General features: G+C 47.9%; 11 protein-coding genes and 1 pseudogene. 11 read left to right on the top strand and 1 reads right to left on the bottom strand.

From position 1 onward, the window contains the following. Positions 1-228: pseudogene (locus tag HMPREF9469_RS33865) on the bottom strand (transposase); the annotation flags it as partial. A 167-nt stretch (positions 229-395) separates the two neighbouring features. Between HMPREF9469_RS33865 and HMPREF9469_RS20890 the strand changes: the two are divergent. From HMPREF9469_RS20890 to HMPREF9469_RS20840, 11 genes are all read left to right on the top strand, one after another. Continuing rightward, positions 396-2,114: a DUF5722 domain-containing protein gene (locus HMPREF9469_RS20890; protein ID WP_007866383.1), complete on the top strand. Its 1,719-nt coding sequence runs from the start codon at positions 396-398 to the stop codon at positions 2,112-2,114. 146 nt (positions 2,115-2,260) lie between these two features. Continuing rightward, on the top strand, positions 2,261-3,475 hold the full coding sequence (locus HMPREF9469_RS20885; RefSeq protein WP_040417036.1) for an aspartate kinase: 1,215 nt from the start codon (positions 2,261-2,263) through the stop codon (positions 3,473-3,475). A gap of 270 nt (positions 3,476-3,745) precedes the next feature. Then, positions 3,746-5,197: an acyl-CoA carboxylase subunit beta gene (locus HMPREF9469_RS20880; RefSeq protein WP_007866378.1), complete on the top strand. Its 1,452-nt coding sequence runs from the start codon at positions 3,746-3,748 to the stop codon at positions 5,195-5,197. Between the two features lie 17 nt (positions 5,198-5,214). Continuing rightward, entirely contained in the window at positions 5,215-6,018 is an 804-nt protein-coding gene (locus HMPREF9469_RS20875) for an OadG family transporter subunit (protein ID WP_007866377.1), read from the top strand. A 47-nt stretch (positions 6,019-6,065) separates the two neighbouring features. After that, positions 6,066-6,449, top strand: coding sequence for a biotin/lipoyl-containing protein (locus HMPREF9469_RS20870; protein WP_007866376.1), 384 nt, complete (start codon positions 6,066-6,068; stop codon positions 6,447-6,449). A gap of 50 nt (positions 6,450-6,499) precedes the next feature. Beyond that, positions 6,500-7,645: a sodium ion-translocating decarboxylase subunit beta gene (locus HMPREF9469_RS20865; protein WP_007866374.1), complete on the top strand. Its 1,146-nt coding sequence runs from the start codon at positions 6,500-6,502 to the stop codon at positions 7,643-7,645. 133 nt (positions 7,646-7,778) lie between these two features. Continuing rightward, positions 7,779-9,191 (top strand): oxaloacetate decarboxylase subunit alpha, encoded by a 1,413-nt coding sequence (locus HMPREF9469_RS20860; protein WP_007866373.1) that lies wholly within the window; start codon positions 7,779-7,781, stop codon positions 9,189-9,191. A gap of 265 nt (positions 9,192-9,456) precedes the next feature. Further along, positions 9,457-11,046: a 2-dehydropantoate 2-reductase gene (locus HMPREF9469_RS30770; protein ID WP_007866370.1), complete on the top strand. Its 1,590-nt coding sequence runs from the start codon at positions 9,457-9,459 to the stop codon at positions 11,044-11,046. 204 nt (positions 11,047-11,250) lie between these two features. Next, positions 11,251-12,333: a TRAP transporter substrate-binding protein gene (locus HMPREF9469_RS20850; RefSeq protein ID WP_007866367.1), complete on the top strand. Its 1,083-nt coding sequence runs from the start codon at positions 11,251-11,253 to the stop codon at positions 12,331-12,333. A 20-nt stretch (positions 12,334-12,353) separates the two neighbouring features. Beyond that, a complete protein-coding gene (locus HMPREF9469_RS20845) occupies positions 12,354-12,869 on the top strand; it encodes a TRAP transporter small permease (protein WP_007866365.1) in 516 nt (171 codons plus the stop codon). Then, positions 12,862-14,157 (top strand): TRAP transporter large permease, encoded by a 1,296-nt coding sequence (locus tag HMPREF9469_RS20840; protein ID WP_007866363.1) that lies wholly within the window; start codon positions 12,862-12,864, stop codon positions 14,155-14,157. Before HMPREF9469_RS20845 ends, HMPREF9469_RS20840 begins: the two co-directional genes overlap by 8 nt.

Below are 14,157 nucleotides of genomic sequence, written 5' to 3'. Positions count from 1 at the left end.
GCCGTAACGTTTTTCGTAGTAAGGGATGAGATCCTTGTAAGTCCAGTCTTGCCGGAAGTCAGTGATCAGAGGAAGCTCATCAATTTTGAATTTTTGGTACTTGGGAGAATGAGAATCATCAAAAGCCCACTGTTTGAGAGGGATGTATCTGCAAATAAAGTTGATTAGCCAGCAGTTTTGGCGATAAAGGTATTGAATAATGTTAAGTAAATAAAGTATAATGTCCATGAGCAATGAAATCCTTTCTGGTATTTTGGAATTTTGGTCGAGGACATTATACCAAAAAAAGGGAGGTCATTGCTCTTTTTATTGCAAACTCCCATAAAATCAAGGTTTAAACAATAAAACAGGTAGTGAAACTTGACACTACCGGAGAAAGTTGGGAGGAAATGAAAATGAAGAGAAATATGTTAATGGGAGGTAAGGCACTGGCTCTGGCAGCGCTCCTGGTCTGCGGGACAGCCGCTTTTGGAACCGGTATGGCCCTGGCGGATACGGCCCAGGCTGAAACCACGGCCGGGACAGAGCCGGCAGCTCCCGCAGTGTCAGGACAGATTACTTCCTGTAAGATTACAGGAGATAAACAAAACATAGAGATTGCCTTTAACAGCAGCGGAGACGCAGCTGGTACGGACGGCAATGTCTACGTGTTTGAGATGCAGCCTTATGAGGAGGAGCTGGGAGGCAGAAGGGACTTTGCAGCATCGGCGGCAGCCCTGGGCAGCACTTCGGTGACCATACCGTTAAACCTGGGAACGGCTCAGGACCGCCTGTACAGCAAATTCCAGCTGGCCGTATATGACGGGACCCAATTTATATCCGTCAGCAAACCTCACTATATCACCAATCCTGAGATCGTGGCTAAGAATACCGCGGCATTTAAGGATCCCCTTTCCAAAAAAGGACTGAATATTGAGATTGACATGCTGGAGGACGCCTTTGATCTGGGTGTAAAGCATGTGACCACCAATATTGCGTTTTCCCAGATTATGGGAACAGGAATCACATATCAGTATGACGGAAAGACCTATCATTTTAACAAGGCTGTGGTGGATGCCTATGACAAGACCATCAGCGCGCTGTCCAATAAGGGTATGACCGTAACGGTTATTTTGTTAAATGACTGGAACCCCAATACGCCGGACTTGATCTATCCGGGGACCCAGAAAAGCTCCAATGCATTTTATTACATGTTCAATGCTGAGACGGAGAGCGGATTTGAGCAGACAAAGGCCATTGCCTCCTTCCTGGCAGACCATTACAGCGGGTCCAACTCCAGCTACGGCAAGGTGTCTAACTGGATCATCGGCAACGAGATCAACAACCAGCAGTGGAACTACATGGGTGCCACGGATCTGACCAGCTATGTAAAGGCATATCAGAAGGCGTTCCGGGTTATCTATACTGCGATCAAGAGCACCAATGCCAATGACAGGGTATATTTTTCCCTGGATTACAACTGGATGAACGAGATCGATGGAAAGCTGAAGTACGGCGGCAAGCAGATTGTGGACAGTTTTAACTCCATTGCAAACACCGAGGGACAGATGGACTGGGGTCTTGCATACCATCCTTATCCCTGTCCCATGACAGAACCGGAATTTTGGGATGATCCCCAGACCACGGGCCTGTTCACCAATGATTTTAATTCACCGGTGATCAACTTTGCCAATCTGAACGTGCTCACGGATTATTTTGTCCAGGAAACACTGCGCACGCCATCCGGTCATGTGCGCCACATTATTCTGACTGAGCAGGGCTTTACCTCCTACAGTCCCACCAGGGGCAACATACCTGAGATCCAGGCAGCCGCCTATGCATACTCCTATTATCTGGTGGACAGCAATCCCTATATTGACGCCTACACAGTAAGCCGCCAGGTGGATGCTCCGTCCGAGGCAAAGGACGGGCTGAAGTTCGGACTCTGGGAGTGTGATATGAACCAGCCCAATCTGATCGTGGCAACCAAACGCAAGAAGATCTGGCAGGTATTCCGGGATATTGATAAGAAGAACTCCACCCTGGAAGCCACGGAGTTTGCAAAATCCATTATCGGCATCAGCAAGTGGTCCGATGTGATTCCCAACTTTAAGTGGAGAAACCTGGAGAATTGAGTGGTTGACAAATAAAGGTCTGCGTGTAAAATATTTAGTAGAACGCTGGTGCCGCCAGGCGGCACAGGAGCGGTGGCCCTGGGGGGACACCGCTTTTTTGCAAGGAGTACCGGGTGACAGAGGCCGGTACCTGGAAAGGAATAACTATGGGTTTAATTGTACAGAAATTCGGAGGCACTTCTGTGGCTGACGCAGAAAGGCTCCGCAATGTGGCGAGGATCATCACTGACACTTACAAGGCCGGGAACCAGGTGGTCGCCGTGCTCTCCGCACAGGGGGATACCACCGATGACCTGATTGAAAAAGCAAAGGAGATCAATCCCAATGCATCCAACCGGGAGATGGACATGCTGTTGTCCACAGGGGAGCAGATATCCGTATCCCTGTGCGCCATGGCCATTGAGGCCCTGGGCTGCCCGGTCATTTCCCTTACCGGATGGCAGGCCGGAATGATGACCAATACGGTCTCCATGAATGCCCGGATCAAAAAGGTGGACACGGAGCGCATCGAGGCGGAGCTGAACCAGCGCAGGATCGTTATCGTGACCGGGTTTCAGGGCGTGAACAGGAACGAGGACATTACCACCCTGGGGCGGGGCGGATCCGACACCTCCGCGGTGGCCCTGGCAGCATCCCTGGACGCTGACCTGTGCCAGATCTATACGGATGTGGACGGCGTGTACACCGCTGATCCCAGGACGGTAAAGGGCGCAAGGAAGCTGGAGGAAGTTACCTACAACGAGATGCTGGAGCTGGCTACCCTGGGAGCACAGGTATTACATAACAGATCCGTGGAAATGGCAAAGAAATACAATATAAAGCTGGAGGTCCTGTCAAGCTTCACAGGCCATCCGGGTACAAAAATCAAGGGGGTAGCAAAACGCATGGAAAAATCATATATCAGCAGCGTTGCCAAGGACAAGGATATTTCAAGGATTGCACTGATCGGGGTGCCCAATGAGATCGGAACCTCCTTTAAGGTATTTTCGCTGCTGGCACAGCACCATATCAATGTGGATATCATCCTTCAGGGCATCGGCCATGAGGAGGGAAAGGATATTTGCTTTACCGTGGCCGGGCCGGACCTGGAGCGGGCGGCAGCCCTTCTTAAGGAGCACAGAGAGGAGATCCGCTACGGCCGTCTGGAGACCAACTCAGAGATCGCCAAGGTTTCCGTGGTGGGAGCGGGTATGATCAACAATCCCGGTGTTGCAGCCAAATTATTTGAAGCGCTCTATGACGCCAACATCAATATCAATATGATCTCCACCAGTGAGATCAAGATATCCGTTCTGGTGGACAAAAAGGATGCGGAGAAAGCAGTGCAGGTCATTCACGACAAGTTTTTTTCAATGACATAAATACCCCTGTTTGCAGGCGGTGATCACTATGTAACAAAAATGGAGTTGCAGCCTTTCCTTTTCTTTTGGAAATGCTACAACTCCTTTCTGTTACCCTGATCCGGGATTTCGTTAATATTTTCACTTTTTTATGCCGAAAGAACTTGATATTTGACAAATTTATTATTATAATTGTATGTGGCAATATTTCTGCTTTTTTTGACGTCAGGGCTAAATTCAGGTTCTGATGTTTAGGTATTGTTAAACTTATGAATGATGGAGGACTGGAAAATGAGTAATTCAGCACAAACTTCAGCAAGCAGCCGCATTGCAGCCCTGCTTGATGAGAACAGTTTTGTTGAAGTCGGCGCGTACATCACTGCCAGAAGTACGGACTTTAACATGACTGAGCAGGAGACCCCGGCTGATGGTGTGGTTACCGGTTATGGTACCATCGGTGGATGCCTGGTGTATGTATACAGCCAGGATGCGTCTGTATTAGGCGGATCCATGGGTGAAATGCATGCAAAGAAAATCTGCAACATCTATTCCATGGCAATAAAGATGGGAGCACCTGTCATTGGCCTGGTAGACTGTGCAGGGCTTCGTCTCCAGGAGGCAACTGATGCACTGGACGGCTTTGGAAAGCTGTATTTAAGCCAGACAATGGCTTCCGGCGTGATTCCACAGATAACAGCGATCTTTGGAACCTGCGGCGGGGGTATGGCGGTATCAGCAGGCATCACAGACTTCACTTTCATGGAAGAGAAGTCCGGAAAGCTGTTTGTTAATGCACCGAACGCAATTGACGGCAATTACATTGAAAAATGTGACACCTCCTCGGCTGACTTCCAGGCTAAAGAGTCTGGACTGGTTGATTTTGCAGGTGATGAGGCATCTATCATGGCTCAGATCCGCAGCCTGGTATCTATTTTACCGTCCAACAATGAGGATGATATGTCTTACGGCGAGTGTCAGGATGACTTAAACCGCATGTGCGGGAATCTGGAAGCTTGTACCGGGGATACAGGTCTGGCCCTGACCATGATTTCTGATAATAATTTTTTCATGGAAGTGAAGAAAGCATATGAACCTTCCATGGTTACCGGCTTCATCCGGCTGAATGGGACAACCGTTGGCTGTGTCGCCAACCGTACCGAAGTTTATGACAACGGAGAGAAGAAGGAAGAGTTTGAGGCTGTATTGTCCGGCAAGGGCTGTGACAAGGCAACTGATTTTATTAATTTCTGCGATGCGTTCAATATCCCTGTGCTCACCCTGGTGAACGTAAAGGGCTACAAGGCAAAGATCTGCAGCGAGAGAAGAATGGCAAAGGCAGCGGCACGCCTTACCTATGCATACGCCAATGCAAGCGTGCCCAAGGTAACTGTTGTTGTTAAGGATGCATTTGGCAGCGCATACCTGTCCATGGGCAGCAAGTCCATTGGGGCGGATGTGGTTTACGCATGGCCGGGCGCAGTCATTGGAATGATGAATCCTTCCGAGGCTGTTAAGATCATGTATGCAAAGGAGATCGCTGCATCAGATCAGGCGGCAGCCCTGATCGCAGAGAAGACAGCAGAGTACACATCCCTGCAGTCCAGCGCTGTTTCCGCAGCTAAGAGAGGATATGTAGACGATATTATCAAGGCAGAGGAGACCCGTCAGCGGGTGATCGCAGCCTTTGAAATGCTGTTCACAAAGAGAGAGGACCGTCCGTCTAAGAAGCATGGCACGGTTTAAAGAGAGGTGACAGGTATATGAGACGATTAATGAAACGAGTGGCAGCAGCGGTTCTCATGGCTGCCTGCCTGGTGAGCCTGTCAGCCTGTACTGCAAAACAGGAAGATGCTGCGGCAAAGGTTCCCGAGATCAGTACGGAGGGAACTCTTGTAGATGACGCCATGGCCCAGTCCCTGAAGCTTTCAGCGGCCCAGACCCTGGGAACATCCATGGAGCAGATGATCATCCAGAAGGCATTGACCGAGGCCCAGGGGGATCAGGAAAGCGCAAACCTGTACAATACCCAGATCGAGATCAGACATGAGCTGGGAGATGTTAAGGGAATTGACCTGGACAGCGCAAGCGTAGTGCTTTTGGCAGACGGCAGTTATACGGTGATGATTCCTGTTACCTTTACAGAGGGTTCCATGCAGTACGTGCTGAACCTGAATATGGCCACACAGGAACTTAAGACAGAGTTCACCGACCTGGGGAACGATGATGACGCCAAGGATGTAGGCAGTTTGATGGAATCGGCAACGGTTTATTCCGCGATCGGTATCGGAACCGTGTTCGCGGTACTTATCTTCATCAGCCTTTTGATCGCCTGCTTTAAGTTCATCCATCAGTGGGAGACAGGAAAGAATACAAAGAAAGACACTCCGGCACCAGTACCGGCGGTACCGGTTAATACAGCGGCACCGGCAGTAAGTGCGGATCTGTCTGATGACGCAGAACTTGTGGCAGTTATAACAGCGGCCATTGCCGCTTATGAGGGAACTTCTTCTAACGGACTGGTGGTTCGTTCCATCCGCCGGGTACAGGGTTCCAGGCGGAGATAAGGAACAGGGATTCCGTAATTATTCTTAATTTCAGGAGGAATTATATAATGAAGACATATACAATTACAGTAAATGGAAAAGCATATGCAGTAACCGTTGAAGAGGGCGCAGCAGCCGGTGCTGCACCAGTGGCCGCAACACCGGTGGCAGCTCCTGCACCGGCCGCAGCCCCTGCAGCAGCTCCTGCACCAGCGGCAGCTCCCGCAGGCGCAGCAGGCTCCGTACAGGTGGCAGCTCCCATGCCCGGCAAGGTAGTTGCAGTAAAGAGCGCTGTTGGACAGGCTGTTAAGAAGGGTGATGTTATTCTGGTTCTGGAAGCCATGAAGATGGAAAACGATATTGTGGCTCCTCAGGATGGAACCATTGCCAGCATTAATGTATCCACTGGCGATTCCGTTGAATCCGGCGCGGTTTTGGCTACTCTGAACTAATAGAAAAGATGGACCCGTAGCAATATGGGATTCATTATGGAGGGAACATTATGGATTTTGGCAATTTGATAAACAACCTGCTGAACCAGATGGCGTTTTTCCATCTGGGAGTGGGGAATTATGTGATGATCTTAGTAGCCCTGGTGTTCTTATACCTTGCGATCAGAAAAGGATTTGAACCCCTGCTGCTGATTCCGATTGCTTTCGGTATGCTGCTGGTTAATATTTATCCGGAGATCATGTACTCTCCGGAGGAGACCTCCAATGGCACCGGAGGACTTCTGTGGTACTTCTTCCAGCTGGATGAGTGGAGCATCTTGCCTTCCCTTATCTTCCTGGGCGTGGGAGCCATGACAGACTTTGGTCCGCTGATCGCAAACCCCATCAGCTTCTTGATGGGTGCTGCCGCACAGCTGGGTATTTATTCCGCCTATTTCCTGGCTATCCTGTTGGGATTCTCAGGCAAGGAATCAGCTGCCATCTCCATCATTGGAGGCGCGGACGGACCTACTTCCCTGTTCCTGTGCAGTAAGCTGGGACAGACCCAGATCATGGGGCCCATTGCAGTGGCAGCATATTCCTATATGGCGCTGGTACCCATTATCCAGCCGCCGTTTATGAAGCTGCTTACAACTGAGAAAGAGCGCAAGATCAAGATGGAACAGCTTCGTCCGGTTTCCAGACTGGAGAAGATCTTATTCCCCATCATTGTAACCATTGTGGTGTGTCTGATCCTGCCATCCACAGCTCCTCTTGTAGGCATGCTGATGCTGGGCAACCTGTTCCGTGAGAGCGGCGTTGTGAAGCAGCTGGCTGATACGGCAAGCAATGCGCTGATGTACATTGTTGTTATCCTGCTGGGAACTTCCGTAGGCGCAACCACAAGTGCTGAGGCATTTTTGAATGTTACAACCATTAAGATCGTAGCCCTGGGCCTTACCGCATTTATCTTCGGCACCATTGGCGGCGTGCTCTTAGGAAAGCTTCTGTGCAAGCTGACCGGAGGCAAGATCAACCCGCTGATCGGATCCGCAGGCGTGTCCGCGGTTCCCATGGCAGCACGTGTATCCCAGAAGGTGGGAGCTGAGGCTGATCCTACCAACTTCCTGCTGATGCACGCTATGGGACCCAACGTTGCAGGCGTTATCGGTACAGCAGTTGCGGCCGGTACGTTCATGGCAATATTTGGTGTATAGTGGCAACACATTTTGACAATGACAGCCGCTGCGCGAGGCAGGTGTGAAACCTGTCGGAGCGGCGGTGGTCTGTATCGCACGTAAGCGCCTTAAGGACAGGCGCTAATGCTCATAACGAGGAGGAATTATTACTATGGCAGAGATAGAGAAGAGGCCAGTAAAGATTGTGGAGACCGTCCTTCGTGACGCTCATCAGTCTTTGCTTGCAACCAGAATGTCTACTGAGCAGATGCTGCCCATTATTGATAAGATGGACAAGGTAGGCTACCACGCAGTTGAGTGCTGGGGCGGTGCGACATTTGACTCCTGCCTTCGTTTCCTGAAGGAAGATCCATGGGATAGACTTAGGAAACTGAGGGACGGATTTAAGAACACCAAACTGCAGATGCTGTTCCGTGGACAGAACATCCTGGGATACAATCACTATGCAGATGATGTAGTGGAATATTTTGTACAGAAGTCCATTTCCAATGGTATTGATATCATCCGTATTTTCGACTGTCTGAATGATATCCGTAACCTGGAGACAGCCGTCAAGGCAACCAATAAAGAAAAGGGACATGCACAGATCGCCCTGTGCTACACGCTGGGTGATGCATATACACTGGATTACTGGAAGGACATTGCCAAACGAATTGAGGATATGGGAGCTGACTCCCTGTGTATCAAGGATATGGCAGGTCTGCTGACACCATACGCAGCAGCAGAGTTGGTACAGGCGCTGAAGGAAGGGACAAAGCTTCCTATCGACCTGCACACCCACTACACCTCCGGCGTTGCATCCATGACCTACTTAAAGGCAGTGGAAGCAGGCTGTGAGATCATTGACTGCGCTATGTCGCCTCTGGCACTGGGAACCAGCCAGCCGGCTACCGAGGTAATGGTGGAGACCTTCCGCGGAACTCCATATGACACAGGATATGACCAGGCACTGCTGGCTGAGATCGCAGATCATTTCCAGCCCATACGTGACGAGGCGCTTAAGAGCGGCCTTCTCAATCCAAAGGTATTGGGCGTTAACATCAAGACCCTTCAGTATCAGGTTCCGGGCGGCATGCTTTCCAACCTGGTAAAGCAGCTTAAGGACGCAGGGCAGGAAGACAAATACCGCGAAGTTCTGGAGGAGATCCCCAGAGTGCGTAAGGACTTTGGCGAGCCGCCTTTGGTTACACCATCATCCCAGATCGTTGGTACACAGGCTGTTATGAACGTGATCATGGGTGAGCGCTACAAGATGGTTCCGAAGGAATCCAAGAAGATCATGTTAGGTGAGTTCGGCCAGACGGTTAAGCCGTTTAACGCCGAGGTTCAGAAGAAGATCATCGGTGACGAGACCCCTATCACCTGCAGACCTGCAGACCTGATCCCGCCGCAGCTGCCTCAGTTTGAGAAAGAATGCGCGCAGTGGAAACAGCAGGATGAGGACGTGCTCAGCTATGCACTGTTCCCGGCTGTTGCAAAGGACTTCTTCGAGTACAGAGCAGCCCAGCAGACAAAGGTGGACAGCTCCATGGCCGACAAGGAGAGCAAGGCATATCCCGTATAATATAAGCAGATATGGCTTATGGCGTGATTGATTTATAAGTGATAATAAAAAGGCATTGTCCAAACCATGCGGTCGTGGACAATGCCTTTTTTTGGCTGTATGATGCGATGGGAAGGGGGGAGAAAAATAAAACTTGCTAAAATACTAAAACCTTCGTAAGATATACCTATAAAGTTAATCATATATTGTGCTGCTGCATCATTCAGTGCTTTTATAGACTCAGCAATAGTTAGTGAAATTAAGAAGGCGGTTAAGAGGTTACATGATGAAAAAAATAAGAGATGTTGCAATTATTGGAATGGGGGCCATGGGTTCAGGATATGCCTGGCAGATCACAAAATATAATAAAGAAGCCAAGGTGTTTGGAATTGTCCGGGATTCCCAGAGATACCGAGAACAGCCTATAATGGTAAATGACCAGAAGCTTCCGGTTGAGTGCTATTCATTTGAAGAGCTTCTGAACCACCCTATGGATCTTATTATTGTGGCGGTAAAATCCTATAACCTGCCGGATGTGATAAATCATATGGCATCTATGGTGGGAGATGAAACCATTATAATATCACTGTTAAATGGACTGACCAGCGAAGAGAAACTGATTCAGGCATTTGGCGAGAACCATGTTTTGTATGCCACAGTTACGGGAGCAGATGCCAATCGTAAAGGCAGCCAAGTGAATTTTAATAAATGCGGCTGCCTGCACTTTGGCGAGAAAAAAAATGAAGTTCATTCAGAACGGGTGACAAGGCTGTCTGGCTTTCTGGATGACAGTGGTATTGTATATCACATACCAGCTGATATGGAATATAAGTTGTGGGAGAAATTCCTTATTAACGTGGGGTGCAATCAGACCAGCACTGCCTATCAGATGAATTATGGACAGATGAGGAACAGTCAGGAAGTACTGGATATCATGAGAAGTGCCCAGCGGGAAGTCGTATCATTGGCTAATTATTATGGGGTAGGCCTGAATGAACAAAATATAGTTGCATGGGAAAATGAATTGCAGAACCTGACTGCCCAGGGAAGGTCATCCATGCTTCAGGACTACTGGCAGGGACGCCCATTGGAAATGGACATACTGGGGGATACTGTACTGGATCTGGGCAGGAAAGCGGGAATAGCAACCCCGGTTAATGAGATGCTGTGCAGTAAGCTTTATCAGATGATACAGGAAAGGAATGTTGTGAACCGTGGGTTCGCAGCCACACCGGATAAGATTGCTACTCAACTGAGACTGGATATTCTGCGTCAGAAGATACGAAAAGGTGATAAGATGGCTGAAAATCAGTTGGCACAGCGTTTTTCAGCGAGCAGGAGTTCAGTGAGGACTGCATTGCAGATCCTTTCAAATGAAGGGTTGATTATTACACATAGCAACGGACGGCGTGAGGCAGTTGAGTTTACGGAGAAGCAGGTAATTGAACTGTACAATTTCCGCTGTCTTTTAGAGGAGGAGGCATTGAGACTGATGCTGAGCCAGAAAAACTCTATGTTTCCTCTGATCGCAAAAGTATTGGAGAAGATTGAAAAGACCTGTATGTCTAATGACAGCAGTATTGACTGGTATGATTTGGATGTCCAATTTCATAGAGCTCAAGTCAGATCTTCCGGTAATATGTTTGTAATCAATGCATGGGAGAGCAATGCCCAGTTGATTTATACACTAATGAGCTTTAACACGTCAGCAGGCTACGGGGAAGAGTATGCGGCCACCTTTTTTGAAAAGCACAGGAGGCTGTATGAGTTGTGGCTGTCTGATGATAAAGATAGTTACCGAGAATTGGAAAAGCATATTATGGATGCAGAGATTATTTCAAAATCCGTGCTGAACAGCGTACGGATTAAGGAATAGGATAAGCAGTGTTCAGAAATGGCAAATCTGGGCACTGTTTTTTTGCGGTATGAAACTAAGATTAGGTAGTATGGGTCCATGGGGTAAAATCTTGTTATGAAATGTCGACATTTATATATAAAGAGTTGACATATAAATTTAAATGTGATACATTTGAGTTGAGCAAATATTTATATAATCTTTACATGAAAAGGAGAAAGGTATATGAAAAAATTAGTGGCAATGGGGTTGGCATTAACAATTGCATTTGGGTTGACGGCATGCTCTGGCGGAAACTCTTCTCAGACAAAGACAGATGGTTCAGCTTCAAAGACAGAGACGACTGCGGAACCGTCAAAGGATGGCGGAAACACACAAGCGGCTGTGACGGAGGATGCAGGAACCGTGGAAGCCAAAGAGCTTAAGGTGTCCCATGTATTTGCAGAGACCCATCCGGTCCATAAGGCATACCTGCAGGCGTCAGATGAGCTGTTTGAGAAAACAGGAGGGCGCTACAAACTGACAATCTATCCCAATGGTACATATGGAAATTATACGGATAGTATCACAGCTTGTCAGATGGGGACGTTGGATATCGCATGCCTGGACAGCGCATCTGATTGGCTTGAGGCAGGAGGGGTCCTGTTTGCACCATATTGTTTTGACAGCTACGAACATTGGCAGAAGTATAAAGAGAGTGATCTGTGTACACAGATGAGAGATGAGATCAGTAAAGCGGTGGGAGGAATCAAACAGCTGAACATGTATAATTTTGGCTTCCGTAATTTGACAGCCAATAAGGAAATACGCACCCTGGCTGATTTTGACGGACTGACACTCAGATGTGTGAACTTTGAACCGTATTCTACCTTAAAGGATGTGTTTAATGTTGCCATTACATCCATCCCCATTGAGGATGTATATATGTCCCTTCAGACCGGAGTGGCGGACTGTGAGGAGAACCCGGTAACCCAGATCGTGACCATGAAATTTTATGAGGTACAAGATTACTTGATCATGACCCAGCATATGCTTGCCTGCTCATCTACTATCATCAATGAAAATTTATGGAATTCTCTTACGGAAGAGGACCAGGGTATTTTTGCAGAAGTATTTACCAATATGGGAAATAATGTGGATAAGATGACGGTTGAGAATGAGACTGCACTGATTGACGAATGTGTATCCAATGGCATGACATTAATTGATGATGTGGATACGGCACCTTTTAAGGAAAATGCGCTTAAGGTGGTTGATAACTATTCCGCATGGAAAGATTGGTATAATCAGATTCAGGATATGAAATAGGACTGGAAGGGGAGACGTCCATGGAAAAAGCAGTAAAGGGGATTTTTTGGATCAATACAAAGCTGAAACAGCTTGAAAAGGCTTGCGGGTGCATCTGTCTTGGCGTATTATTTGCCGTTATGATATCAAATGCGATGCTGCGGTATTGTTTGCGGAGCGGTTTCAACTGGTCTGATGAGCTGAATCAGTTTCTGTTTGTGTGGATGGGATTTTTAGCAGCAGCACATGCCATGGGAGATGACAGGCACCTAAATGTATCAGCCTTTATCAGCCTTTTCCCTAAATCCTTTCAGTTTATAGTAAGGCAGATAATGAATATGATCATGCTGGTCTTTTTTGTAATGTATATCCCGGCGCTTATGGATCTTCTTGGTCAGCTTGCCATATCCAGCGTGATGAGAATCCCTCTGAAGTATGTGTATGCAATCCTGCCGGTCAGCTTTGGCTTGATGAGTTTTCATATTGTATGCAACATTATTTCGGACACCCATCAGTTTTTTGCAGGAATCAGGAACAGGGGGATAGAAAATGTCTAGTATGGCGCTGTTTTTAATAAGCTTTATTATGTTTTTTATACTGGGAATGCCTATTGCATCGGCTATGATCATTTCTTCCTTTCTGTATGCACTGAACAGCGGCATGGGGCTTGCTATTATGGGAACTAAAATGTTTACAGGGCTGAATAATTTTGCCCTGGTTGCAATCCCATTGTTCATTCTTACAGCAGAAGTAATGAACCGGACATCGGTGGCAGACCGTATTTTTAAGTTTTGCAGGGATATGGTGGGATATATTCCTGGAGGTATGGGACATGTAAATATTACAACCAGCATTATTTTTGCAGGGATGTCAGGGTCGGCAGTGGCAGATGCAGGGGGGATCGGACATCTTGCCTACCAGGCCATGGTTGATGAAGGATTTGACCGGGAATTCAGCGCATCCACTACGGTTGCATCCTCCACGGTAGGACCTATTATCCCGCCAAGTATTCCGGCTGTTGTGTATGCCATGGTGGCAAACGTATCGGTAGGGCGTCTCTTATTCGGCGGGATCCTGCCGGGGCTGATCATGGGATTGATTCTTATGGCTTACGTTTATTTTTACTCCCTGCGTCATAACGGTCCCAGACTGGAGTGGCAGGGATGGAGATACTATTTGACCCATCTTCTCTATTCCTTTATCTCCTGTATCCTGCCTCTTTTAACACCGGCGATCCTGCTGGGCGGTATCTATCTGGGAGTTGTTACAACTACGGAGGCAGCGGCTTTGGCTGTGCTGTATGCACTGGTACTCGGCATTCTTGTTTACCGTACAATGAAGGTGAAGGATTTTATAGAAAGCCTGAAAAGTGTGTTTGTGACAAGCGGATCCGTACTTCTGGTTATACCGGCAGCCAAATGTTTCAGCTTTGTAATGACAGCGGAAAATCTTCAGATTAAACTATATACACTGCTCACTTCCTTTGCAGGAGACAGCAAGTTTCTGGTGGCACTCTGCATTACAATATTGTTTCTTATTCTGGGATGCCTCAGTGACCCGAATGTAAATATAATGGTGTTTGTTCCCATGATCCTTCCGATTTTGAATGCTGCAGGTTTTGATCCTGTCCATGCAGGAATCTGCATTATCGTAATCGCGATGATTGGCAATATTACGCCTCCGGTAGGGGTGGTGCTGATGACCACATGCAGTATTGAACATTTATCAATGGAGCAGGTGTGTAAAAAGCTATGGCCATTTTTAGTGGTGCTGATGATTGAAGTAGTTATACTGTGGGCATTTCCGGTTATTGTGACTGGAATCCCGAATATGCTGATGAAATAG

It is taken from the genome of [Clostridium] citroniae WAL-17108 (genome assembly GCF_000233455.1).
GTDB lineage: Bacteria > Bacillota > Clostridia > Lachnospirales > Lachnospiraceae > Enterocloster > Enterocloster citroniae.
Note: the sequence above shows the minus strand (reverse complement) of the source record. Positions and strands in the feature narration are given on the sequence as shown.

What these genes read in the sequence shown, in the direction of transcription:
- HMPREF9469_RS30770 (WP_007866370.1), top strand. Translation starts at nt 9,457, where the DNA reads ATGAAAAAAATAAGAGATGTTGCAATTATTGGAATGGGGGCCATGGGT.
- HMPREF9469_RS20840 (WP_007866363.1), top strand. Translation starts at nt 12,862, where the DNA reads ATGTCTAGTATGGCGCTGTTTTTAATAAGCTTTATTATGTTTTTTATA.
- HMPREF9469_RS20890 (WP_007866383.1), top strand. Translation starts at nt 396, where the DNA reads ATGAAGAGAAATATGTTAATGGGAGGTAAGGCACTGGCTCTGGCAGCG.
- HMPREF9469_RS20850 (WP_007866367.1), top strand. Translation starts at nt 11,251, where the DNA reads ATGAAAAAATTAGTGGCAATGGGGTTGGCATTAACAATTGCATTTGGG.
- HMPREF9469_RS20860 (WP_007866373.1), top strand. Translation starts at nt 7,779, where the DNA reads ATGGCAGAGATAGAGAAGAGGCCAGTAAAGATTGTGGAGACCGTCCTT.
- HMPREF9469_RS20865 (WP_007866374.1), top strand. Translation starts at nt 6,500, where the DNA reads ATGGATTTTGGCAATTTGATAAACAACCTGCTGAACCAGATGGCGTTT.
- HMPREF9469_RS20885 (WP_040417036.1), top strand. Translation starts at nt 2,261, where the DNA reads ATGGGTTTAATTGTACAGAAATTCGGAGGCACTTCTGTGGCTGACGCA.
- HMPREF9469_RS20880 (WP_007866378.1), top strand. Translation starts at nt 3,746, where the DNA reads ATGAGTAATTCAGCACAAACTTCAGCAAGCAGCCGCATTGCAGCCCTG.
- HMPREF9469_RS20870 (WP_007866376.1), top strand. Translation starts at nt 6,066, where the DNA reads ATGAAGACATATACAATTACAGTAAATGGAAAAGCATATGCAGTAACC.
- HMPREF9469_RS20875 (WP_007866377.1), top strand. Translation starts at nt 5,215, where the DNA reads ATGAGACGATTAATGAAACGAGTGGCAGCAGCGGTTCTCATGGCTGCC.
- HMPREF9469_RS20845 (WP_007866365.1), top strand. Translation starts at nt 12,354, where the DNA reads ATGGAAAAAGCAGTAAAGGGGATTTTTTGGATCAATACAAAGCTGAAA.